The organism is Natronorubrum halobium (assembly GCF_051351675.1).
Classification (GTDB): Archaea; Halobacteriota; Halobacteria; order Halobacteriales; family Natrialbaceae; genus Natronorubrum.
The window spans coordinates 3,455,202-3,478,903 of record NZ_CP195595.1 but is presented as its reverse complement, the minus strand read 5'-3'; the positions used below and the strand labels follow the sequence as shown (position 1 = coordinate 3,478,903).

Genomic DNA, 23,702 nt, shown 5'->3' with positions numbered 1-23,702 from the left:
GAGATCACCTGACGTAACGGGGCGCTCGAGTTCGAGCGAGATCGTGACTCGGCGCTCATCGCTCATCGGAGCCCACCTCGCGTTCTGAGAACCTCGTCGAGGATCGCCTGCAGCTCGAGCGGACGGGCCGTCCAACCTCGGATCGAGTCAACGTAGGCGATCCACTGATCGATATCACGGTCATCGTACTGCTCGAGATTTTTGATGTGGTCGATCGGACTTCGGATGCGGAACCAGTACAGACCTGCATCGTCAGGAAGAAATCGCTCGGCGCGACGCTGTGTCACGTAGATGGTGTTCGTACGCTCGTCAACGTGATGATGGAAGCCCTCGCCGTCTTTTCCGAGATAGCCGTAATAGCTTCCCGATCGCTCGAGGACGATATTGTTCTGATCTCCGTCCGAAACATCTACTGTAGTAGGTGGTGTATTCGACATCGCTGGTTGCTCCAGCACGGGGTCGGTGCCTGAAACACCGGCCTCGGATCTACCGAGGTAGTCCGTGCTACTATCGAGTACGCTCTCTTCTCCCTTAGTGATTGTGCATACTGCATATGCAGATCAAATAGTCACATGTATAGTTCTAAGTGCGTACTGATGGGATATATGCATATGGCCACTCCACAGGTCAGCAAACCGATGGGGCCCGAAGATCTCAGACCGGCAGATGAACAAATTCTTGATAAGCTCCGGGAGGGACGAGCAACGAAAGGTGCACTCGTCGACTGGACGGATTTTTCGAGAAATACGATTTACAACCGTCTTGAGGTGCTTGAGGCTGCCGGACACATCAACTGTGTTCACGACGGCACACGACTGTTCGAACTCGTTAGTGATCCTCGAGAGAACAATGATCAAGAGACGTAGATATTTACAGTGAACCGGTATTTCGTCGGTGCTCAAGAGTTCACTCTGTGAGGTTTCGCTGCCCCCTTGCTCCATCCACGTAGACGTTGTTTCGAACCTCGATCGCGACACCCTTGCATTCGCGATAGTTTGATGATCAGAGCATGCGTCTTGGGATCTTCAACGTCTGCCAAGACATATCGGTTATTTGAATCGGTTCGATAATAATGATGCCTGTTAGCCTCCCTCGGCTGACGAGGTCACTTTCGAGGACAGTCCGGTTGTCATCGCGACGCCACAACAGGTCCTGGCGGGTCATCCCGTTGGTCCGTACCCAGAAACATGGTCTGCATTGGCTGCTATGCGGCGCTCTACGAGACGGACATTGTGTTCGCGTACGCGTATCGTTGTGCCGAGTCGGTGCAGTGGAACGTTCCGCGTCTGTTTTGTCACGGCTATTCGCCCGCTACGATTCAGTCGCCGACGCTCGGGACGACGGAGGTTCTCGTCGGCGGTCGTCTCGGCTCAACTGCATTACCCACGTCGCGGATACACCGACTCTGCCTCACCGAACTGGCAGTACGGGCGTACAGTCGTCCGACGGAGGGCTGCTCGCTATGAGCCTCGAATAGATGGTATCGACTTTCGAACGGAATCCGTGACTCGAGGCTCAAGTTAACTCCCGAGAGGTCCGCCGTGTGACTGCAACGGACCTCGCGATGGCGTTCTCACGCCGCTTTGGTGGCGATCCGCTCTACGTTGCCGAAATCCCGGTATTAGACCATCAGCATGACGTTAGCCAGTCCGAACTGAGCCCACTCGTACGGACCTTCGACCAGGCAAGAGGCATGTCGATCAGATTGGGAACTGCGACCCGATCACCGGGACGATCACCGGAAGCGCTCGCGGCGAACGATCGTTGTGAAGGTGCCGGTAGATCGAATAGAGAAGATACGTGACAGTAAGCGTCCTCACGGCCACATTACTTCAGGCTTTCGGAGAGTCCTGTAAAGGTGCTTCGTTCGGGAGGCGCAATAATCAGGTGTCGGTTGCGGACGGTCGGTATCTTCGGGCGGAGACTCGAGACAGACACGGGCCATCGGATCTCGCTCCACCCTACCGTCGTCTGGTACAATCTTGTCGAGGAACTCGAGGTGTTAGATCGGAGCCAGAATACCGTTTCGCGGCGTATGAACATGCTTTCGGACGCAGCATTGCTCGAGAAGATCGACGAGAAGCGGGGCTACTACAGGATTACAGATCGTGGATTTGCGTATCTCGAGGGTGAGCTCGATGTGAGTGAACTCGAGATGGATCAATAGTGCGATCTCTAACTGCTGGAATTGCCCGTTTTGGGAGTTATTGAGGAAGCTTTGATGAGGTAGTGAACTGCGGTTCGCTGTACTCTCTATATTGTGATGCCGACGTTCGTCAGCAGTAAGTTGTTTTACGAGGCACTGAGAATGCCTTGCTGGACAGCCACTAGTACTATGTCAATTTCTACTAGTGCCAATTCAATCCTGTAGTGATAGCGAGACTGACTGTAGTACTCCAGTTTTTGCCAACAAATAGAATAGTAACTAGGCTATGATACCGTGCATATACAGTAACAGAGTTCTGCTACCGCATCAGACCGCCGAGGTTATTACACTCTGCCAAATTACTACCTAACCAGTCACCGCATGTCCTCATCTAAACCCGATTCCGTCTCTCGGCGCGAAAAACTAGATGCCCTCCTCGACGTCGCTCGCTTCAATCCGAAGTTCACAGCATTAATCGTCGTGCTGGGGCTTGCTGCGGCAATACTCGAGGGTGTCGGACTGAGCTTTATTTTACCGGTCATCGAGATCGTGCAGTTGGATGACCCCACAGCCGAGGCTGACGGACTGATGGGTGCGTTCGTAACGGCCTACGCGACCCTTGGCGTTCCGTTCACACTTGGCTACGTCGTCGTCGGTGTGGCCGTCGTGATGACCGTCCGCTACACGACGAGTTTTGTGGTTGCATGGTTCCGTGAAGCCCTGCGAACCTACTACATTCGTGACCTACAGCTTCGGGCCTACGACAACGCGCTTGACGCGCGTGTTGAATACTTTGACGAGGAGGGGTCTGACGACATTCTAAATGCGATCGTTACACAGACCACCTATGCGGGTCGAGTTATCCAACGGGTTGTTCAATTACTCGAGTCACTGTTTCTCTCGCTCGTTTATCTGCTGATCGCACTTGTCATCTCGCCATTGCTCACACTCTTTGCAGCAGGTGTACTCGGGTTTTTGACGATCTTCCTTCGGCGTGTCGTCGAACCGGGCTACGAAGTCGGTGATCTCGTCGCTGACGCCAACGAACGGCGACAGGAAGCTGCACAGGCGGGAACCCAAGGGATCCGTGACGTTCGTATCTTCGGGCTTGCTGATGAGCTTCGTCAGGACTTTGTCAACGCGATTGACCAGTTCACTAGCGCACGGATTACGCTCCGGCGTAACGAGGCTGCGATCAATAACTTCTACAATCTCGGTGTCGCTGTTTCCGTGTTCGTACTTATCTATCTCGCACTGACGTTCGCTGATCTCTCGATCGGTGCACTCGGTGTGTTCCTCTTTGCGATGTTCCAGCTTGGGCCGAAAGTGAGCCAAGTAAACAAGTTACTCTACAAGGTTGAAAACGATCTTCCGCACCTCGTTCGGACACAGGAATTCATCAAGGAACTTGAGGCTCGAGAAGAGCCAAATGACCCGACCAGTGACGTACCTGATGTCGTCGATTATGTCGAGTTTGACGACGTTCATTTCTCGTACGATCAAGAAGAAGAGGTTTTGTCTGGGATCGATTTCGAGGTCGACAAGGGCGAGTTCGTCGCCTTCGTCGGACAGTCGGGTGCCGGTAAATCGACGATCGTCTCAGTACTTGCAAGATTGTACGAACTCGACGATGGCGAGATTCGAGCAAACGGCGTTCCGATCGACGAGATGGATATCGATGACTGGCGCGAACGAATCGCTATCGTTCGGCAGAATCCGTTCATATTCAACGATACACTCGAGTATAACCTCACGATTGGCAATCGAGACGTAACGCGTACCGAACTGGAGCGCGCCTGTGAGATTTCGAAGGTTGACGAGTTCTTCGACGAGTTGCCAAACGGCTACGAGACAATGCTCGGTGACGATGGTGTCAGGTTATCGGGTGGACAAAAACAGCGTGTTGCACTCGCCCGAGCCCTGTTACAGGATGCCGATCTACTAGTATTAGACGAGGCTACTAGTGATCTAGACTCAAACCTCGAGCAAGAGGTACAGGCCGCGATCGAAGAGATGGACCGCGATTACGCGATGATCGCGATTGCTCACCGACTGTCGACCGTCGAGAACGCGGATCGCATCTACACTGTCGATAACGGTGAGATCATCGAGAAAGGGTCGCATCAGGAACTGGTAAATAAGGCCGGACAGTATGCCGAACTGTATACCATTCAGTCCCAGAGATAATAGCAATGTATGGTTCCTTTCACACACTCCGACGGAGGCCGACGTAATGATTGCTGATAAGAACGTTCTCATCACCGGCGGTACCGGATCCGTAGGACGACTCCTCACACATCGGTTACTTGACCGAGATCCGAACGTCATCCGAATTTTCGATCAGAGTGAACCAGGGCTAGCAGCGCTCAAAGCAGAACTCAACGACGATCGATGTCGGTTCCTCGCTGGAAACGTCCGCGATACGGATCGGCTCGCCAGAGCCGTTGATGGGATCGATATCGTCATTCATACAGCAGCCATGAAGCATGTGGATATTTGCGAATACAATCCGTTCGAGGCCGTGAAAACGAACGTGATGGGGCTGCAGAACCTGATTGATGCTTCGATCGACGCTGGCGTCAAACGGTTCGTGTTCACCAGTAGCGATAAAGCGGTCAATCCAGCGAACACCATGGGAACGACGAAACTCCTCGGCGAGAAACTCGTGACTGCAGCGAACAAGTACAGCGGCGAGCACGATATCCGACTGGCATCTGTCCGTTTCGGAAACGTCATCAACTCCTCGAAATCGGTAATCCCTGTCTTTCGAGAGCAGATCAAACAGGGAGGACCAGTTACGCTAACGGATCCGCGTATGACGCGGTTTTTCCTCACGTACGAGGACGTTGCAGATCTGGTCGTCGGCGCAATGGAATACACTGAGGGTGGTGAAGTGTTCGTTCAGCGGATGGATGCGATCCGAATTGAGGATCTCGCGGAGGCAATGATCGAAACGCTCGCACCCCAATTCAGCCACGATCCCAAGGATATCGAAATCCAGCAGACAGGCCGCCGGATGGCTGAAACGTTCCACGAAGAGATCATGACTGAACGAGAAATTACCAGAACTATCGAGAACGATTCGCTGTACGCTGTGCCCCCCGAACAGGCTAGTGAGAAGGGGTATCTCACGCACGACGGAATCAAAGAGTTTGAACCAGTAGACGAGATCGTGCACTCTTCGAAGGACGCGGAGAAACTGACGCGCGAAGAGATCGTTGCCTTGCTACAATCGGAGTCTCAAGGAGGGATCATCCAATGACTCGAGGGACAGTTGCAGTAACCGGCGCTGCTGGCTTCATCGGTCGATGGGTTGTCAAGGAGCTACTAGATCGTGGCTACGTTGTTCACGGTCTCGACAATCTCTCGAACGGATCTCGTCGTAACGTAGAAGAGTTCAGTACTTCTGACCAGTTTACGCTCGAGATTGGCGACATATGTGACGAAGAGGTAGTTGATGACCTTCTCCATGAAGACACCGACGCCTGTATCCATCTTGCGGCGGAGATCGATGTCCAAGAAAGCCTTGACGATCCACAGTCCCATTTCGATGCCAACGTCGTTGGCACCCAGAACATTCTGGAAGCGTGCCGCCGGACGGACACTCGTCTCGGACTCGTTGGTACGTGTATGGTCTACGACATGGTAGATTCTGGCGACGGTATCGACGAGAGTCACCCTGTCAAGCCTGCGTCGCCGTACGCCGGATCGAAGATTGGTGCGGAGAATGTCGCGGAAGGCTACTATCACGGATACGACCTTCCGATCACATTTCTACGTCCGTTCAACACGTACGGCCCGTACCAGAAGACCGGGATGGCAGGCGGTGTAGTATCGATCTTTACTAACCGCGATCTGCAGGGGGAGTCACTGAAAATTTTCGGTGACGGAACTCAAACGAGGGACTTGCTGTACGCAACTGACTGCGCTCGGTTCATTGTTGATGGAACATTCAGCGATGACGCGGTCGGAGAGGTATTCAACGCCGGTACCGGCACAGATATTTCTATCAACGATCTCGCAGAGTTGATTGCAACTGACGGAACCGACATTCGTCACGTAGAGCATCACCATCCTCAGAGCGAAGTTCAAAAACTCCGTTGCGATCCTAGCAAGGCAAATGAACTGTTAGACTGGGAACCAGATGTTTCTCTTGAGGAAGGTGTCGATCACTTGCGGGACTGGCTTCGTACACAGAACAGGGGTGATTAAGTGTGACAGAAGGACTACCGGCTCGTTACGGCGGTGAACCCATTCGGGACGATGTTTTGGGATACGGTGCTCAGAGTATCACCGACCACGAGAAGGAAGCCGTACTAGAAGCACTCGAGAGCGACTATATTACCCGTGGTCCGACCGTAGAGGAGTTCGAGGAACGCGTAGCAGAGCATGTTGGCGTCGAGCATGCGATAGCAACGACCTCGGGGACCACGGCGTTGCACTTGGCGGGCCACGCGGCTGGGTTTGGTTCCGGGGATGAGGTGATCACGACGCCACTTACGTTCGTATCGACAGCTCATGCGGCGACATATAATGATGCTGAGCCGGTGTTCGCAGATATCGACCCCCACCGTCGCACACTGGACCCTGAGGCAGTTCGAGAGCACGTAACCAAGGAGACTGCTGGACTCGTCCCGATGCACTACGCAGGACACCCAGCCGATATTGATGGACTACTCAAGGTTGCCAACGAACACGATCTGACGGTGATTTGGGACGCGTGTCACGCTTTCGGCGGCTCGTGGCGTGGCGAACCGATCGGGGCACAACGAGATATGGCCGTTTTCAGTTTTCACCCAGTGAAGAGCATCACGACGGGTGAGGGTGGCATGGTCGTGACCGACGACGACGAACTGGCGGACCGACTTCGTCGACTGCGATCGTTCGACATGAATTACGACCTCGAAGACCATGATGACGAGCCGTGGTATCAGGTGACCGAAGGGGTGGGCCACAACTACAATGTCACAGACTTGCAGGCGGCGCTTGGACTCGCTCAACTCGATCGACTGGAGGCGTTCAAGCAACGACGTGATGAGATTATCGAGCAATACGATTCAGCGTTAAACGAGATCAAGGGACTCCGGACACCGCCTAAATCAACTGAATCGGATCCGATGTACCATCTCTATGCGATTGAAGTAACCGAAGCGTTTGGCTGCGACCGGACGGAGTTCGTGAACGCGATGCACGCCGAGAACATTGGCGTGCAAGTGCATTACGTGCCGTTGCATTACCATCCGCTCTTCCAGGAAGAGTTCGGATACGCACCGGGTGCATTTCCCAAGACGGAACGAGTGTACGACGGACTAGTGAGTCTCCCGTTACATGCCGAGATGGATAGAAAGGATATTAAGGATGTTGTGACTGCTGTCAAGACACTTTACGAATATCATCTTAAGTAGGAGCATTTATTCCACTTCAGGTTAACACAGTGAGTTATGTACACGATTCTGTCAACATTTCCACCGCATGCTAGTGGCAATGTAGGGGATAAACTTCTTGAAGAGCAAACGCAGAGCCTAATTAAAAAAGAAACCGGGAAAGACGATTTTAACATTGCATTCCGTAGTCGGGACTTCTCATCAACTATTGATGACCTAAATAAGTCAGATGCGATTATATTACCAGCTTTTGCGATTCGAGAGCCAATTCATCCTAACACGTACGCTCTTGTAGAAAACTTAAATGACATTGATGTCCCCATAATTCCTCTAGCAGCTAATTGGTCACACTATCCCGGTGGAAGGATAGGAAATTCTACGTATACCTATCATCCTGAAACAGTCTCATTCATTCAGAATCTCAATAAACAAGATTCTCTCGAAAAACTAACGACACGTGATATCTATACAAAGAAGATATTGGAGCGCCATGGTTTCAATAACGTAACACTAGTTGGTGACCTTGCTTGGTATCATGAAGACTATATGGGGGAATCAATGCGTGTTCCAGAAACTATTGATCACGTAGTTATGACAACGCCTCATAATTCACATTACTTTGATCAAGCAGAGGCTCTTATGGATATGCTCGTTGATGAGTTCCCGAATGCAACATTGACATGTTCATTTCACAGTTCATTATCAGACTCTGATAAAAAGCTGCGAACGTCAGCTGAAGAACACGGTTTTGAGATTGTTTTAGCGAGTCACGACACTGATAACATAGCGTTCTATGATGAATGTGACTTACATGTTGGATACCGATTACATGGTCACTTAAGCTTCCTACGACGGCGGCTTCCGTCTGTTCTTATTGGAGAAGACGGTCGAGGAAATGGATTCAATGCGACCCTTGGCGTGGGAGGGTTCCAAGCCACTGAGAGACGAATTGGTCCAAGAGCCGCTTCTACTGTTAGGAGAATTTCTGCGTCAGTTCTTGGGAAAGGTGTCCGAAGTATCCTGCAGACAAAGTTCAACAGCCCAAACCCTTTCAGACAAGCGATCGCTCCCCAAGATATGACTGTTCCCAATAAAATCCGCCGATTTCTGCAGCAAGAAATGCAAAATGACTTTTCGAGTTATAGCACAGTCCCTGAATTGTTTGATTCAACTTATGAAAAGTCAATGAAACCTTTTTTAAATAGCCTTCCGTAGTAGTTACCAAGTCCAAAAGTACACAATATTATGTCCCGATTCAAACTTGGAAGTCGACAAATCGGTAGGAATTGTCCAACGTATATTATAGCCGAAGCTGGTTCGAACCACAACGGTGATCTCAAGACGGCAAAAGAACTTATTGACGTTGCTGCTGATGCCGGCGCGGATGCTGTGAAATTCCAAACATTTCGGGCAGAGAATCTTTATATAGAAAAAAGTGGTGAAGTTGAATATATTGAGGACGACCGTAGTATCTACGAAATTATCGAATCAATGGAGATGCCTTACGAGTGGATTCCCGAATTACACGACTATTGTCACGATCAGGATATTCAATTCATGTCTACTCCATTTGATAAACAATCTGCACGGGAACTGGAAGACTATGTTCCGGCGTGGAAAGTCGCCTCTTATACAAGTAGTCATATTCCGTTTCTTGAATACCTTGCAGAAACTAATAAGCCGACGATTATGTCTACGGGAGCGCACGAACTCAAAGAGATTGCCGAATCCGTAGACGCACTTCGAGAAGCAGGTATGTCAGATTTGGTCTTGCTGCAGTGTGTAGCTGCGTATCCAACTCCACTCTCAGAAATTAACGTCGGTGTCGTTGAAACGCTCCAAGCAGAGTTTGACGTCCTTTCAGGACTTTCTGATCATACGCTTGATCCTGTTACAGCACCAACTACTGCCGTCGCGCTAGGTGCAAGTGTCGTTGAAAAGCATTTTACACTCGATAATTCGATGGAAGGGCCAGATCACGAATATGCGCTTGAACCAGGTGAGCTATATCAGATGGTCTCGGCTATCCGTGATACTGAGACTGCACTCGGCACCGGTGAGAAACATGTCCTCGAGATCGAGGAGGAACTCTATGAAAAGGCACGTCGCGCTATTCATGCCGTCTCCGACATTGACGCTGGAGAGCAGTTCACGACAGAGAATATGAAGGTGTTACGTCCCGGTGAGCATGAGACAGGTCTTGATCCGAAATTCTACGACGAAATACTCGGAGCAACTGCTGCTCGCGACATACAGAAAGGTGACGGCATTCAGTGGGATGACCTCGTCAATTATGGGTCGTAAACATACTGAAGCCACTCGTTGTCGATACTCTCTTGTTGGAATCCACACCTGGTAAACAGCTGTTTTGATGCGCCATTCTGCTCGTGGATCTCCGCAGTCAGTGGTGTGCGTTCATTGAAGCGGTTACAGAGCCAGTTGAGGGCCATCGTTGCCACTCCATGGCTATGCGCAGAGAAATCGCCGAGATAGATTCCGACTTCATTCTCTCCGTCTATGCTAACAACTCCGACCCGGCGTCCGTCGTAGTGAATAACGAAGTCGTGGCGGTCAGGTCCTCTCGACTCAAACCAAGCAACGTGCTCATCCCAATCAAGAGGACCGTCCTGTAAGCGGAAGTGACGGTACACTTTAGGGTTTGATCGCCATGCCAAAATGAGTTCCAGATCGTCGTGTTCGAGCGGCGAAACGTAGATCGAACGATCGCTATCAACGAGTGTTGCACAGGGCTTGCAGAGCGTGCGTGTTTCGTCCCCATCGTGGGCCTGTTTGGCTTCGGTTGGGAGTCGACAGTCGTCACAGGTAGTCATCATATGAACGAGACACGCCCGGTGCAAAATACGTATTCATCATCTTACTGGATTTTGCTAAATGAATTCGATCTCTCGAATGTCCACTCGGAAGCAAATGAGAGGTGCTGTCCGTCGAGTGTCTGCAAAGACACCACGTTTCAGAAAGGATTACGAGTCGGCAATGTCCTGAATAACATCTGCAATCCGCTTTGTACCTCGACCATCGACGAGTTCTCGACCGAATTTCTGGCGCTCTCGTCGGAGCCTAGCATTCGACATATACTCTTGGATCGCACGCCGAAAGGCGCTTTCTCCAGCCTCACGCTCGAGGACGGTTGCGATATCACGGTCGTGGAGGGCCGACGCGATACGTTCTTGATTGTCTACGACTGGATGACTCACAATCGGTGTTCCAAGTGCGAGAAGTTCGTAGGTGGTAGTGCTCGCCGTACTCACGGCGAAATCGGCCTGGAACATCCGCTGTGACAGATCGTCGGGATCGCGGATCGGTCGAACAGGAGTGGAGACTTCTTCAGCAGCGCGGTGGATATCCCGTTCCTGTCTTTCGGAGAATCCCGGGCCGACGATTGCATCGACACGTATATCGATTCCATCGAACGCCCTAATCGCTTTAGGCGTCTGTTCGCACAAATCGCTTCCGCCCATCGTTATGAGGGTTCGCTCGGGCTGTTCGCGCCACGGTGGGTCCTGCACAGCTTGCTCCGTGATCGACTGTCGGAGTAAGAGGTAATCCGGACCAAGACACCAGACAGGTTCGTCACCGAGTACTTCGTACTCGAGTGTCGGTGCATACAGATTTCCATTAACAACGACGTCCGTACAAACCTGGTACCGTGTATCATCTGAAACGAGTACGGTTGGAACCTCGTCTCGAATTTCTCGCTGGTAGTCAGCATCTGCTGCGTACGAATCGATGAGTATGACATCGACTTCTTTGCCTAACTGGTCAACAACTTGTCCAGCATTAGTTCGCGAGGGAAGTTCAATAATATCCACGGTCGTCGGACACACTGATGTAACGCTCTCCGGTGTCGTAGTCGCGTATCTCACCCGGTGACCACGCCTGAGCAATTCCTCTGCTATCGCACTACTGCGGAAGAGATGTCCGTATCCGATTTCCGAATTACCGTCTGCACGTATCGTAACGTCCATTATACCTCTTTCTGCTCAACTGACTCGTTGATCGTCATTAAATTGTTGTCGTCGACGTAGCGAATTGCATCACGAACCGGAAGGGTGTCTTTGTACGGAACGTTTTCGTAGATACGTCGAATGACTTCGTAGTCTTCAGACTCGTCGAGAGTCAATCGGAGATCCGAGCGATTTTGCATCCACTCTTCGTCAAAGACCTGCTCGGAAGTCACGTTGACGAGCGTGAACTGGTCAGGATTCTCCCGATAGTACGGGGTAACGTGTTCTCGGTGGTGGGATCTCGTCGCCTTCTGGGAGAGTTCTTTGAACGCTTCTGCTGTGAACGCTTCGACGTCGAGACCGCGCGGAAAGGTACGGTCCAATGTGTTAGTCGCGTAGTCGGCGTTAGATCTCTCGAGACGTTCGACGACCGTATCAATAGTCTGTGAATCGATAAGCGGACAGTCACCGGTCACACGAACGATAACCGTGGGATCGTACTGATTGATGACTTGGTCGAACCGACTCAGCACGTTCGATTCGCTTCCGCGTATGACCTCGGCTCCGAACTCCGGTACACACTGTTCAATAACGTCATCCTGAGGCACTGTGGAAGTTGCGACCACGACATCGATCACGCTGTCAGCTTGGGCAACGCGCTTTGTGACGTGCTCAAGTGTTGGTCGGCCATCGAGTGGATACATGACTTTTCCAGGAAGGCGAGTGGAACCCACTCGAGCCTGTATTACGGCAGTCACGTCAGTCATTGGTGAGGAAATACCGGGGGAGGTATCTTACTACTATTGGTACTACAAGGTATAGGTGTAGCAACCATACATCAAACATGCATAATGTATTCAATCTAACGGACAGTCAAAACAGAAATGTAGGCACGGATAGTAGCAGGCCAGTGTTAATGGCTCTCCAGACATTCAAGGCTGTACTTTCGTTGTTGCGAAGGCAGGGGTTCTCAGCAGTTGCCGAAAAAGGTGGGGAAAAAATTTCATCAGTATTTGCTAATCCGTTCCGTAGTCTTCACAATGTCAATAAGCCTGTATGGATTTCATCTGATATGGATCTAAACTCTTATTGTTTCGACAACACTGAATATATGATCGCTCAAACACAAGCTAACCAAGATATTGAGCTGAAAATCGATACGTCGGATGTAGATGCGATTGAAGTGCCAGTTGTTGGTGCCGAAAACAGCCATTCAGTGACGATTTCTACACCAACTACGAATCACCGAATAGCTATTGATGACACATATGATTACCCATTACATATATGGAAAGTAATTGATGTATCCGAGTCAATGGATAGTGTACCGCTGCAAGTGTCGTCAACCGGATCTACAACCGAAAAGGGTCTTTTCGGTCGGTTTCCCATCGGTAACAATACTGATACCGGTACTCGCGTAGGGCTACCTGCTATTCGTCCAGAACAACATCAACCACCAATCTTCTTGATCTCTATCGATACGCTTCCGTATTCTGAACACGAGTCCCTACAGCCGATTGTGAATGCCCTCGGACCAGATGCAGCAGTGCCAACTGAACCACGAACACAAGCACACTGGACACCACCATCACACGCGTCTATGGTTACAGGAACACATCCAGGGGATCATGGTTACGTTGGTCACGGAAAAGCAGCAGGTGACGAACGACCAATCAACCCTAATCGAACAACGATTTCTGAACTGCTGACTGACAATGGGTACAAATGCTCTGGCCTAGTCAGTCACACACGTCTTCTTCCCGAGTTTGGATTTGGCCGGGCATGTCACAGATATCACGCAGATGTGATGGGATACAGTGATTGGATAACCAGAACCCACGATTCCCGCAAGAGTATCTCTCAGGTGATCGAGTGGATTGACGCTGACCTGCAGGTGAGAGATCACAGCTTGTTCTATTTCATGCACGTCTTCGATCCTCACTATCCGTATCTTCCGCCGCTCGAGCGACTTGAAGACGATAATTTGGATCTCTCCAAACCATCTCAGTACCGCGAACAATTCGATACTGCCCGTGGAGAGACAGGCGATTACTTCCGTATGTACGAGGACGACCACAACGTAGATCCTGAACTAGCCGCTGAGATGGAACGCTATCATTCGCAGTCGATTGAGTATACTGCTGAACAGGTCTCCCGATTTGTGGATTATCTCCAGTCAGTTGACCTATTCAATGATGCATTGATCATCATCACTGGCGATCACGGCGAAGAGTTCGGTGAGCGAGGATTCTTCACTCATAATTCACTATACGATCGGAACATTCGTCCATTCATGACAATCAAACCACCAGCATCTGCTGAATGGTCCGTTCCTGACGCCGTCGACACGATCGACTTCTTGCCGACGATCGCCCACGAAATAGGTGTAGACGTACCGGAACACTGTGCTGGTGAGCCTCTACAGACCAAAAATGACGATTCAGAGCCTCGGATAACTGAGCGAATCACGCCTGAACGATACAATGTTGCCGTCGAGTTAGATGGTATCAAAGCAATCTTTACGTACGGCTCCGGATATCCCGACCGGCCTACAGCCGATGTAATTGACGCCGGTCCAATCTTAGCAGAGTTCTATGATCTCGAAGATATCCGAAAAGGAAACTTTTCGGAGCTCGACAATCCGTCGAATGCATCTGATTTAGAACGGATTGCCGAAGAGTTTGCAAAGTTGGAGGTTAAAGGGCGAGATGAGTCATCTGCATCTGCAACGCGTCCATCCCAGGAGACGGAAGAACGTCTGAAAGATCTGGGTTATATGTGAACAGAGATGTAAAGTTTATAGAAATATCGTGACGACAATAGTCGAAATCTTTCTCAGCTAGTTGGGGTAGTCGGTTTCTCGCACTCTATATGGTGTCCCCTCGTTAGCTAAACGTTCGATTTCGGTGCACGCGCGTTCAGTTGACCCAGATGCAAAGTAGTATTCCCGATCAAAGGACGAACTGCCACTTCCAAGTATCGAGGCAAGTTTGTCCGCTGATGAGATAATAGTAGCTGCACCATCATCAACTAGTGGCTGCAGTATTGACGATCCTGGGCAGTCGTAAACGTATGTCTCGAGTCCAAACGCTAATCCCTCATAGACGGCTGTAGAACCGACGCCAATTTGGACGCTTGATTCGGCGAACAGTTTGTACAGCTGACGATCCGAATTATCTATGATCTCGAAGTCAGCCTCGAGCAACCATGGATACTCTGTTTCCCATCGGTCATACTCACCGGGATGGAGTTTGTACACAATCTTGTAATCGACCCCCGGATGTTGATCAAGTTCCATTGCGAATTTAGAGAGCTGCTTGCCGATCGTCCCCTGTGAGATGAAGAGGATTTGGTCTCGAGGACGAACGTTCTCATATTGGTTCGTGGATTGATCCAGATGTGGATACCCAACAGGAATGACGCGATTGTCCGGTATAGGGAACTCAATATCTTTTCCCCAAAATTCACCCCAAGTTAGAAGGTAATCAGGAAATGTTGTTTTTGTCCGATCACCACTGTATGAGTACCCAAGGTGATCTGGGTATATCACGCCGTGCTGTAGTTCGATAACAGGAATGCCCTTCTGCTTACAGGCTTCGATGAACATATGTTTTCCATAGCTGACGACGACGACAGCGACTTCTGGGTCTATTTTGTCAAGCAACCGTTTGTACAACCAGAGCCTGCATCGTCTGTTCCGCAAAAGACGTTGTACCTTATTTGAGAGTTTGATTTCAGTATTAAATCGTTGATGGATCCCCTCTTGAACGTCATTAAGGTAGTCCTTTTCCTCGGGAGAGAGAGTGATATTATGCAAGCCGAGTTTACGCTGGATTGTCCCTCCGTAGATTATGAATTCAAGATATCGTAGTGACTCCGTTTTCGCTGGTGTTCGATGTTTTAACAGGTACGGTTTTTCGAAGTGGACGCTATTGAGCGATCCCTCTTCGTGAATCGGATCACAGTAGATGTCCCACCAGTACCCGTCTAATTTCTTCTTTCGCCGTTGATGTCCGACGAAAATCACGTCGCTTTTCGATGTTAGAAATGGATTCCGATGGAACAAATTCCGAAGCCAAATTTTTGCACCTTTGACGTGGTCATTGTTATCTAGATTTACCGAAGTGTGTGCTTGTCCGGTACCAGATTGCTGTTTGATTTCTTGGTAGGTGCTAAATCGAAGTCGCTCCCAGATGGGGACTCCATCTATTTTGAGATTGAATAAAGAATAATCACGTTCAAACTCCCTGAACTCCACCATATCGATCATCGTAATAGTATATAAGAGATGGATCAATAAAAGACTACAGTCTTTGTGCTATCGTGTCCCAATAGTTTTAGTCCTTCGGAAAAATGAATCTTTCATCTAGCACAAATATCATAGTAAGCTATAGTGAGTAGTAATGTAATTCATGAAATCAGGTTTTTGATCTTCTTGCTAATGCTTTTACCAGCGAATTCACGGAAGACTTTAGAGAATGGTGAGATCTGTTTAGAAGAAATCTCTCTGGACCTTACGGTGCAACCACCGAGTACATCTTGGAGTAACTGATACAAGAGAAAGAGTTTAAGACCACAACAGGAGGAGTTCGGAATAGCCGATATGAAACCAAGTAAAGGTGTCGTGTATATTGCTACTGGCGAAGAATACGTTAGAGAGGCCACTATGTCTGCAAAGAGTTTGAAAGACCATATGCCAAATATCAAGATTTCATTATTCACTGATGTTTATATGGATATAGAATATTTTGATGAAATTCATCTAATAGAAGATACAAGAGGTGATTATGGTGATTCCATTCTTCAACCCGAAATGGTTTGCTATGAAAGAACACTTTTTATCGATACAGATACATACATCACTGATGATATTTCTGAACTATTTTGCTTATTGGATGTGTTTGATGTTGCTGCAGCACATAATCCAGGAAACAGAACAACTTCAGAAGATAGAGGATATCCTGCTCAGAACGTCCCAGAATCTTTTCCCCTTTATAATACAGGGGTATTAGTTCTTAAACGAAATGAATCTGTTTTCGATCTGTTAACGAATTGGAAATCAATCTATCAAGAGCATGTTTCTAAAACAGAGAGCGCACTCAACCAACCAGCATTTCGAGAGGCGCTTTATCACAGTGATGTCCAAATAGCTACATTATCTAACGAATACAACTGCCGGGTTCGATACGGTGGTTCCACAGGGTTCCTCACATCAGACGTTAAAATTGTACATGGTCGTCACCCTGAGAACCTAGCAGAGATCGCAAAACTACTGAATTCAAAATCTGGAATGCGGGTTTTTTCATATAAATGCTACCCACTTCGAATTGACACTAGTTCTCCAAGTATCCGTTTTTACCTGCGGACAATATTTACTGAAGAACAGAAACATTATACATATCGTGGACGGTTCTTTAGCTCAATAAGTAAAAGAGGAATCATAGATACACTGAAACGAGTTAGTAGGGATATTAAAAAGGCGATTTTTGAATGAGTAAATTCAACCGGTATTGTATAGATTGATAACCGCTGGATCTATATATTTGCTGATTGATGCGGCTGCTGGACGTTATAGCAGTGTGTGCGAACTGGACAAAGCCTTCTCCAACGCTTGCTCAACTGTCAACCTAGAAGTTATGGAAGCGGTCAACTCAAGCTTTGAGGGTGTAAATCCATTTTTTGACGTAGTTTGATTGACGTAGTCGAGTTGACCGCTCAGTCTTAATCGAGAGAGGGCAGTCAGATGGCCGTAGCCATCAACGAGAAACACGGTGACGGAGAGATCGTGTTTCTCGGCCAGTCAATGAAGGAATGCAGCTGCTGGATCAGTTCCTCGTCGTCCAAAGACTGCGACATCGAGAATTAGTATAGAGCCTACGTCTATTGCAGTATATACCCAAGACCCGTTCCCGTTTATCCTGACAGCGGTTTCATCAATAGCGACCCACGACGGCTTCGCCGTCGGCGGGTCTGGGGCGCTATCAGCCAGCCGATATACCCAGTGACTGATCGCTTGATGAGAACGTTTGACGGGGATCAAGCGGAGAATTGTTTGTGTCTCTCAAAGTGAACATCTGGTCGCGTGGAGGCGGACGGCGACGCCCGTCAGGGTGTTCGCCGTCCGCTCCCAAGGTTTGTCAAATTCCGCCGCGTAGCACTCGCTGAGCAGGTCTGTGAGCATTATTCCAAACCTAATCTATGACCTGCTCACCTCTCAAACTGGCCTAACTAGACAGTGCCCTCTGAACAAAAAGTTCTAACTGCTACTATAGATGTTGCCATCATTCTGTCTTTCCATTGACTTCTAGTATTTCACTTGATACACATAGTAACGCAACGCTCATCAGAAAATGTCTATTCCCGGTAATATCGAACGAAAAAAGAGCAGATACAAACCAAAAGAAGGCAAAAGCAATTAAGAATGAGTAAGTCGAATCTGACGCAGCCTGCTTATATCGGTATATGCGAATTATCCCTATAAATACCAGAGAACTCATTAAACCAAATCCAATAAGCCCTAGCTCTATTAGTATTTCTAGGATGATATTATGTGGATATAGTATAATGTCTTCTCCTGTCCGTAAAACTCCATAGGATCCAATACCATGGCCAAAAAGAGGAGATTGCAACCATTGTTCAAACGAGAATTGGTAGTGTTCTATCCGCGCTAATAACGAAGTTTCTGTCTGATTGGGTAAAAATAGACGAAGTGTTCGTCGAACAATACGGAAAGAAGTCAAATCAACCACACCTGCGGAAATAGCAATAGCTACTCCAGTTCCTCCAATAAGTCCGGTAAGTCCCAGATCACGAACCTCATGTGGTAATTGTATATGATACCGGTTGTACCACATCTGCAATAGTACGAACAACCCAATAGCAGCGAAGAGAGCTACTAGAGCGCCGCGGGAACTGCTTAAGAAAATTCCCAGTATATGAATGCTGGTTAAAATAATAAGTACTATCCGTTTATAGAAATTTTGAGTTTTACTCAACCAGTAGATGAATATTAGACCAGCAATCCCCATTATCCGGCTTGGAAGTAGATACGCTCCCTCACCAATGGAAAATCCTCCATTAAGCGTTCCTGATATGTACTGAAAAATGACTAGAGTTGATAATAAAATCCCAAATGTTACAATAAGCCGAAGAAAGCGAGCAAACCGGACATTTGATTGGGCAATAATTAATGCTCCACCAATCGACCCAGGGACTACAGTAAATAATCTTAATAATTTAAATTGTGCATAGGTACTACTATTTGACCAAGTGGTTGATAGGACCACATATAGTATAAATATCAAATAGATCATAATAAATATCTGTAATATAGGACTTATTTTCCAATCATCTCGAAACCAAAGGAGAATGGCGATCGATCCTGAAAGAGCCAACAATATTATTGTAATATCGACTGGAATCCAAGTCAATACAGGATGGGTTTTATAAGCGCCTGAGAAGAGAAACGCTATAAAAATTGCTTCAAATGACAAGATCTGTCGTAGACTCCAAGAGTGCGTCTTATTAGCCACACACCATATTGACTGACTACAAATTAAAGTATTTTCATCAGACCGGGTTTCTCGTAGGCAAGACTGATGATCAGTTCCTTCAAGCAAAGATATAACTCTACAGTGGACAAGTTACTCTCTGCGGGTAAGGTTCTACCAGTAGTTGGCGTTACCTTCCAAAGCGCGCTTTCGCAACCATGCTAATGTCGTACTCGCGACGCTCAACACGAACAAATACGTGAATAGGGGCAATTAGTGAGAAACGAGAGATCAAGATGTGCCAAAAGAACTATTGACTCCATTCCCAGTATTTGAAAAATTGATAGAGACAATAGCCAAACAGACTACTAGCGACAGGCACTTCCAGTATCCGAATATATATACTGGTGGACAAACAAACGTCGGATATGACTCAAAAAAACATCATACTAATAACTGTTGATTCACTACGAGCGGACCACGTGGGATGCTATAATTCTTCTAAAAATACTACTCCATTCCTTGATAACCTAGCTCAAACCGGCATAAAATATACTAAGGCATATGCAAATGGCCCCCGTACATCAGCATCCTTTCAATCTATTCTTGCCAGCCGATATCCTCTAGAATTTGGAACAACTACAGAGCTTACAGAAAATCACACACCAATAGCAGAGCAATTCAAACAAGAAGGCTATCTCACAGCAGGATTCCATTCAAACCCGTATTTATCAACGTCTTATGGATATGACAGAGGATTTGATGAATTTGACGATTCACAAGATAATACGTCATATACAACAAAGATTGGGAAGGAATTAAAGAAATATGTGGACGAAAAAGGACATTTATACAACACCTTGCGGAAATCGAAGAGATATTTTGAGTCGATTACAAATACAGATCATTTTCCTAATTCAAAATCAGTGAATAAAAATATAGAGAGATGGATCTCAAATGACCCTTCTGAACCATTCTTTTTATGGATTCATTATATGGATGTACATTCTCCGTATGATCCTCCAGATGAGCATATCATGGGAGACCACATAGGGGTAAAAAAGAGATCTGAACTAAATAATAAGATCCTTTCTAATCCTAAAGACATATCTGATAAAGATATAGAAATACTGAAAAATTTATATGATGGTGAAATTCGTTATGTTGATAAGGAAATTGGAAATATATATAAGAAATTAGAAAATGGGGGCTTGCTAGATAATACTGCTATGATCGTAACATCTGATCACGGCGAAGAATTCAAAGAAGATGGTGATTTCTTACATGCTGGCCCATCTGCTCGAAAGGCATCGAAACTGCGAGATGAACTTCTTCATGTTCCGCTCATCATCATTCCGTCAAGTAATGATAATCAAACAACAATTGATGATAGGCTCGTGAGTTTGATCGACCTCCCACCAACGATAACGGACATTGCAAATATCGCTACTCCTGATAGTTGGAAAGGCACCTCTGTGCTTGAAGGTGGCAAAAAAGAGCATGTATTTGGCGAATATTGGCTAACTGATGTCGATCCAGCCGCTCCCGCGTGTTCCATTCGAACAAACAATACTAGAGTCATCTTTGATGGAACAGATGACAACTACCAAAAAATTCCGGAACAAATATCAGACGGAAAGTTCAATAGATTGAAATCTGTAATCGAAAATCATCTTGAACAAGTGAAAGATACCGATAAAGTTATTTCCTCTGTCGAACTTTCTGATGAACAAAAAGAGAGACTCAAACAGCTTGGGTATCTCGCCGAATAAAACCTACAAACTTACAGAACATATATGCCATCAATCTGTGTGATTACGACAGTTCATCCTGCACTGAATTCGCGAGTCTATCATAAAGAGATAAAAGCAGCAGTAGAAGGCGGATTTGCCGTTTCTATGGTAGTCCATGATCCACCTACGAATGTTGATACGGAAGTTAGCTTTCGCTCACTAGGTCAAGAAAATAGCCGTATTCATCGATGGTCACATTTACCCCGCGCATACAAACTTGCACGGAAAATAGATGCGGATATATATCATTTTCATGACCCTGAATTGCTTCCCGTCGGAGTGTTGTTACAGCGGCAAACCGATGCAAGCGTCATTTACGATGCACATGAAGATTATGGATACAATGCTCTCGAATTTCGGGATTGGATTCCGTCGCCGATTCGCCCGGCCATAGCTAAGTCGTTTCCAGTTATTCAATCCGCGCTTGCAAACCGTCTAGATACCGTTATTACAACATCTGAGTCAATCGCGCAACAATTCCGTGATCTCGGGCATGAACGAGTTGAAGTAATTCATAACTATCCTCGAACAAAGGATATTGCAATAGGAGACCCACCAGAATTACCAACTAGTGACATTTCATTAGTCTACGTAGGAAGCCTTGATCAAATGCGTGGTCTTCTACCAATGCTCAAACTCGTACGTGAACTCGTTGATCGTAATGAAGATGTCAAACTATGGTTACTTGGAACATTTTCAAATAAACAAAACGAGGAAAGTGCAAAAGAATTCATAGAGAAGCACAATATCGAGAACAATGTCCAGCTTTTTGGACACGTACCATACGAAGATATTTTTTCGTATTTAGAAGCCTCAGATATTGGTCTTTGTTTGGTGGATGAAAAACGCTTTGAACATGCTATTCCAACAAAAATATTTGAGTATATGTATGCCTCAACCCCTGTACTCGCGACTGACGCCACTGGAACGCGCTCTTTCATTACAGAAGAGACAGGTCAATTTGTGAGTCAATCAAATGTTAATATCCAGGCAGATATAATACAAAATCTCAATTCAGATCGGGAGCGACTCGATAATATGGGAGAAAAAGCAAGAAAGAAAGTCGTAGAAGAATATAACTGGGAACAAGAAGCAGAAAAACTCACTTCCATTTATAAGTCGTTGCTGTGAACCTCTATCAGATCATTCAAACCAATATCATTATCTATCTGACTATAGGAAACGAGCCCCGAATTTTTCGTACCTTGACGAGGAGATAATAATCACATTCCGTAACATTTCTTTGCCGTACTCAGGATAATACGGAGCTGTCTCAACGGTAACCTTTTCGTGTCCGAACGGTACTACCGAAACCACTGATTCCTCTGTCGAATTCATAACTTCAATCTGATTATCTACCATCCGCGCGTCGAACTCCGGATGCACATGCAACCGACTTATTACTAGAGAATCCTCGCTGTCGATCCGATCGGCTATTGTCCAGACGCCAGACTCATGCTCGATCTTCCGATTGTGCTTATAGCTCGGACGACCGATCCCATTTACTGAATAAGAAAGCTCTACTGTTTCTGTCGACTCATTGAATACCACTGTCGGATCGAGGCGACCCCAGAGCCAGAACGACGAGGCCATTCGAACTGGCTCATCCTTACCTACCTGTACCGTGTTGTGGCTTCGAATACTTCGAGAACGTTGGCGACGAGCTCCCGCTGCGTACTCATAAACCCCCGTGTCGGTAAACACTCGCTGCCCATCGATCCACAAGCAAATCTGTCCGGGATGAGCGTGGGCATGGGCGGGGATATGTGGAACTGCGATCTCGTGTGCCGCCACGAGCATTCTGTCATCCCCGTCACCGAGCCAGTAGAACCCGGAGTCATCCATCCGCACCGTCTCTGCCTCAGCAGGGGAATCAATCACTCCGACTTCCTGAGCGTACGTCAAACAGTTATCCAGAGCAAGCGCCTCACCGAACGCGGAGTCGTTTAGGAGTGGAATCCGACCGTCCGGCGGCCGTAACCGTTCCAGAAAGCGTACACTTTCGGCAGCACATTTAGAAATCTCATTCGACGCCTCACCAATCATGGCCAATAGTGAGTGCGCAGTCAAATACCGCTGACAGACGATTGCGTGATACATCGGGGACCGCTCGAAGTGGCCACCATCTTCAAAGAACTGATTCGAGGCCGCTCGTTCAAACAGTCGCCGACCCTGCTGGCGCCATCTACCCTCGTCGAGATAGACGCCTGCAATCACGAGGGCAACCGCGTTCTCGATCAGGTGGTTTCCACCGACACCGTATTCGACGTTGTCCGAGAGGAACGCCGCATTTTTGTATACGAATCTTCGGATGTCTCGAGAGAATTCCGGTGACAATTGTTCACTGAACGCCGCTTCGTACCGACTCCAGTTACAGATACGTAGGCAGACCGAATGCGGCATCCACTCCTGCCGGAGATAGCCCGGTTCTGCCGCGACCGGATGGCCGTCGATCCACTCGTTGAGCCAGTGGCGGTGAACTCGCTGCTGTTCGTCGGGAAGCGACTCCGGCTCCGAATACCCAAGCCAGACCCATTGCAAATGCTCGAATCCCCAGCACTTCAGTTTCCAATGCAGGGATTGGTTCTCCAGCCTGTCAGGCAATAACGATACGTGTTCGCCGTCAGGGCACTCTACAGACTCGTTTAGAAACGTCAGGGTTCCGTTTGCAGATTCCGCTGCCTTCTCCCGGCACATTCCGCTTTGCGACACCGTACTCTGTTGGAGTTGTACCGTGTTTTCCCGAATTGGTCCAACAACTGCTGTTGGATCCTCAGGAACGCGCTGTTCGTATCGTTGATTGATGTCTACGGGAAGTCGAGGAAGCAACTCCGCCTTGAGTGATCGCTTAAAAACCCCGGCAAGCTGTTCGGGACGCCTGTTGATCGCAGTGCCGAAGAGCGTTAAATAGTCGGTCATGAGAA

Annotated in this window: 19 protein-coding genes and 1 pseudogene; 12 read left to right on the top strand and 8 right to left on the bottom strand. The window is 47.9% G+C overall.

Annotated elements, in window-relative coordinates; genetic code table 11:
- Positions 1-62 precede the first annotated feature (62 nt).
- A complete protein-coding gene (locus ACSFC7_RS17215; RefSeq protein WP_436344053.1) occupies positions 63-437 on the bottom strand; it encodes a hypothetical protein in 375 nt (124 codons plus the stop codon).
- Positions 438-611: 174 nt separating this feature from the next.
- On the opposite strand from ACSFC7_RS17215, the gene ACSFC7_RS17210 reads away from it, so the two are divergent.
- The 8 genes from ACSFC7_RS17210 (at position 612) to ACSFC7_RS17175 (ending at position 9,834) form a co-directional block, all read left to right on the top strand.
- Positions 612-866 carry an ArsR family transcriptional regulator gene (locus ACSFC7_RS17210; RefSeq protein WP_436344052.1) on the top strand — a complete coding sequence of 85 codons (255 nt, stop codon included), beginning with the start codon at positions 612-614 and terminating at the stop codon, positions 864-866.
- Positions 867-1,882: 1,016 nt separating this feature from the next.
- Positions 1,883-2,167, top strand: coding sequence for a transcriptional regulator (locus ACSFC7_RS17205; RefSeq protein WP_436347976.1), 285 nt, complete (start codon positions 1,883-1,885; stop codon positions 2,165-2,167).
- Between the two features lie 360 nt (positions 2,168-2,527).
- Complete coding sequence (locus ACSFC7_RS17200) at positions 2,528-4,333, top strand: ABC transporter ATP-binding protein (RefSeq protein ID WP_436344051.1); 1,806 nt, start codon at positions 2,528-2,530, stop codon at positions 4,331-4,333.
- 46 nt (positions 4,334-4,379) lie between these two features.
- A complete protein-coding gene (locus ACSFC7_RS17195; protein ID WP_436344050.1) occupies positions 4,380-5,408 on the top strand; it encodes an SDR family NAD(P)-dependent oxidoreductase in 1,029 nt (342 codons plus the stop codon).
- Entirely contained in the window at positions 5,405-6,358 is a 954-nt protein-coding gene (locus ACSFC7_RS17190; protein ID WP_436344049.1) for a dTDP-glucose 4,6-dehydratase, read from the top strand. The genes ACSFC7_RS17195 and ACSFC7_RS17190 overlap by 4 nt, the downstream gene beginning before the upstream one ends.
- Positions 6,359-6,360: 2 nt before the next feature.
- Complete coding sequence (locus tag ACSFC7_RS17185; RefSeq protein WP_436344048.1) at positions 6,361-7,551, top strand: DegT/DnrJ/EryC1/StrS family aminotransferase; 1,191 nt, start codon at positions 6,361-6,363, stop codon at positions 7,549-7,551.
- Positions 7,552-7,587: 36 nt separating this feature from the next.
- Positions 7,588-8,745, top strand: a complete 1,158-nt coding sequence (locus ACSFC7_RS17180; RefSeq protein WP_436344047.1) for a polysaccharide pyruvyl transferase family protein — start codon at positions 7,588-7,590, stop codon at positions 8,743-8,745.
- A 30-nt stretch (positions 8,746-8,775) separates the two neighbouring features.
- Complete coding sequence (locus ACSFC7_RS17175; protein ID WP_436344046.1) at positions 8,776-9,834, top strand: N-acetylneuraminate synthase family protein; 1,059 nt, start codon at positions 8,776-8,778, stop codon at positions 9,832-9,834.
- Here the strand turns inward: ACSFC7_RS17175 and ACSFC7_RS17170 are convergent.
- The 3 genes from ACSFC7_RS17170 to ACSFC7_RS17160 form a co-directional block, all read right to left on the bottom strand.
- Complete coding sequence (locus tag ACSFC7_RS17170; protein WP_436344045.1) at positions 9,822-10,361, bottom strand: GNAT family N-acetyltransferase; 540 nt, start codon at positions 10,359-10,361, stop codon at positions 9,822-9,824. The two genes, ACSFC7_RS17175 and ACSFC7_RS17170, sit on opposite strands and share 13 nt — an antisense overlap.
- Before the next feature lie 150 nt (positions 10,362-10,511).
- Entirely contained in the window at positions 10,512-11,516 is a 1,005-nt protein-coding gene (locus ACSFC7_RS17165; RefSeq protein ID WP_436344044.1) for a PseG/SpsG family protein, read from the bottom strand.
- Positions 11,516-12,262, bottom strand: a complete 747-nt coding sequence (locus ACSFC7_RS17160) for a cytidylyltransferase domain-containing protein (RefSeq protein ID WP_436344043.1) — start codon at positions 12,260-12,262, stop codon at positions 11,516-11,518. The genes ACSFC7_RS17165 and ACSFC7_RS17160 overlap by 1 nt, the downstream gene beginning before the upstream one ends.
- A 149-nt stretch (positions 12,263-12,411) precedes the next feature.
- On the opposite strand from ACSFC7_RS17160, the gene ACSFC7_RS17155 reads away from it, so the two are divergent.
- Entirely contained in the window at positions 12,412-14,277 is a 1,866-nt protein-coding gene (locus ACSFC7_RS17155) for a sulfatase-like hydrolase/transferase (protein ID WP_436344042.1), read from the top strand.
- Positions 14,278-14,334: 57 nt separating this feature from the next.
- On the opposite strand, the gene ACSFC7_RS17150 is transcribed toward ACSFC7_RS17155, so the two are convergent.
- On the bottom strand, positions 14,335-15,765 hold the full coding sequence (locus ACSFC7_RS17150) for a hypothetical protein (RefSeq protein WP_436344041.1): 1,431 nt from the start codon (positions 15,763-15,765) through the stop codon (positions 14,335-14,337).
- Positions 15,766-16,098: 333 nt separating this feature from the next.
- Here ACSFC7_RS17150 and ACSFC7_RS17145 point away from each other — a divergent pair, with 333 nt between their 5' ends.
- A complete protein-coding gene (locus ACSFC7_RS17145) occupies positions 16,099-16,989 on the top strand; it encodes a hypothetical protein (protein WP_436344040.1) in 891 nt (296 codons plus the stop codon).
- 41 nt (positions 16,990-17,030) lie between these two features.
- On the opposite strand, the pseudogene ACSFC7_RS17140 reads toward ACSFC7_RS17145, so the two are convergent.
- A pseudogene (locus ACSFC7_RS17140) lies at positions 17,031-17,676 on the bottom strand (IS6 family transposase).
- Positions 17,677-17,776: 100 nt separating this feature from the next.
- A complete protein-coding gene (locus ACSFC7_RS17135; protein ID WP_436344039.1) occupies positions 17,777-19,027 on the bottom strand; it encodes an O-antigen ligase family protein in 1,251 nt (416 codons plus the stop codon).
- Positions 19,028-19,413: 386 nt separating this feature from the next.
- Here ACSFC7_RS17135 and ACSFC7_RS17130 point away from each other — a divergent pair, with 386 nt between their 5' ends.
- Positions 19,414-20,757 carry a sulfatase gene (locus ACSFC7_RS17130; protein WP_436344038.1) on the top strand — a complete coding sequence of 448 codons (1,344 nt, stop codon included), beginning with the start codon at positions 19,414-19,416 and terminating at the stop codon, positions 20,755-20,757.
- A 39-nt stretch (positions 20,758-20,796) separates the two neighbouring features.
- Positions 20,797-21,909, top strand: a complete 1,113-nt coding sequence (locus ACSFC7_RS17125) for a glycosyltransferase family 4 protein (RefSeq protein ID WP_436344037.1) — start codon at positions 20,797-20,799, stop codon at positions 21,907-21,909.
- Between the two features lie 42 nt (positions 21,910-21,951).
- On the opposite strand, the gene ACSFC7_RS17120 is transcribed toward ACSFC7_RS17125, so the two are convergent.
- Positions 21,952-23,697, bottom strand: coding sequence for a heparinase II/III domain-containing protein (locus ACSFC7_RS17120; RefSeq protein ID WP_436344036.1), 1,746 nt, complete (start codon positions 23,695-23,697; stop codon positions 21,952-21,954).
- Positions 23,698-23,702 lie beyond the last annotated feature (5 nt).

What these genes read in the sequence shown, in the direction of transcription:
- ACSFC7_RS17200 (WP_436344051.1), top strand. Translation starts at nt 2,528, where the DNA reads ATGTCCTCATCTAAACCCGATTCCGTCTCTCGGCGCGAAAAACTAGAT.
- ACSFC7_RS17130 (WP_436344038.1), top strand. Translation starts at nt 19,414, where the DNA reads ATGACTCAAAAAAACATCATACTAATAACTGTTGATTCACTACGAGCG.
- ACSFC7_RS17190 (WP_436344049.1), top strand. Translation starts at nt 5,405, where the DNA reads ATGACTCGAGGGACAGTTGCAGTAACCGGCGCTGCTGGCTTCATCGGT.
- ACSFC7_RS17175 (WP_436344046.1), top strand. Translation starts at nt 8,776, where the DNA reads ATGTCCCGATTCAAACTTGGAAGTCGACAAATCGGTAGGAATTGTCCA.
- ACSFC7_RS17215 (WP_436344053.1), bottom strand. Translation starts at nt 437, where the DNA reads ATGTCGAATACACCACCTACTACAGTAGATGTTTCGGACGGAGATCAG.
- ACSFC7_RS17145 (WP_436344040.1), top strand. Translation starts at nt 16,099, where the DNA reads ATGAAACCAAGTAAAGGTGTCGTGTATATTGCTACTGGCGAAGAATAC.
- ACSFC7_RS17195 (WP_436344050.1), top strand. Translation starts at nt 4,380, where the DNA reads ATGATTGCTGATAAGAACGTTCTCATCACCGGCGGTACCGGATCCGTA.
- ACSFC7_RS17155 (WP_436344042.1), top strand. Translation starts at nt 12,412, where the DNA reads ATGGCTCTCCAGACATTCAAGGCTGTACTTTCGTTGTTGCGAAGGCAG.
- ACSFC7_RS17150 (WP_436344041.1), bottom strand. Translation starts at nt 15,765, where the DNA reads ATGATCGATATGGTGGAGTTCAGGGAGTTTGAACGTGATTATTCTTTA.
- ACSFC7_RS17180 (WP_436344047.1), top strand. Translation starts at nt 7,588, where the DNA reads ATGTACACGATTCTGTCAACATTTCCACCGCATGCTAGTGGCAATGTA.
- ACSFC7_RS17170 (WP_436344045.1), bottom strand. Translation starts at nt 10,361, where the DNA reads ATGACTACCTGTGACGACTGTCGACTCCCAACCGAAGCCAAACAGGCC.
- ACSFC7_RS17210 (WP_436344052.1), top strand. Translation starts at nt 612, where the DNA reads ATGGCCACTCCACAGGTCAGCAAACCGATGGGGCCCGAAGATCTCAGA.
- ACSFC7_RS17165 (WP_436344044.1), bottom strand. Translation starts at nt 11,516, where the DNA reads ATGGACGTTACGATACGTGCAGACGGTAATTCGGAAATCGGATACGGA.
- ACSFC7_RS17120 (WP_436344036.1), bottom strand. Translation starts at nt 23,697, where the DNA reads ATGACCGACTATTTAACGCTCTTCGGCACTGCGATCAACAGGCGTCCC.
- ACSFC7_RS17160 (WP_436344043.1), bottom strand. Translation starts at nt 12,262, where the DNA reads ATGACTGACGTGACTGCCGTAATACAGGCTCGAGTGGGTTCCACTCGC.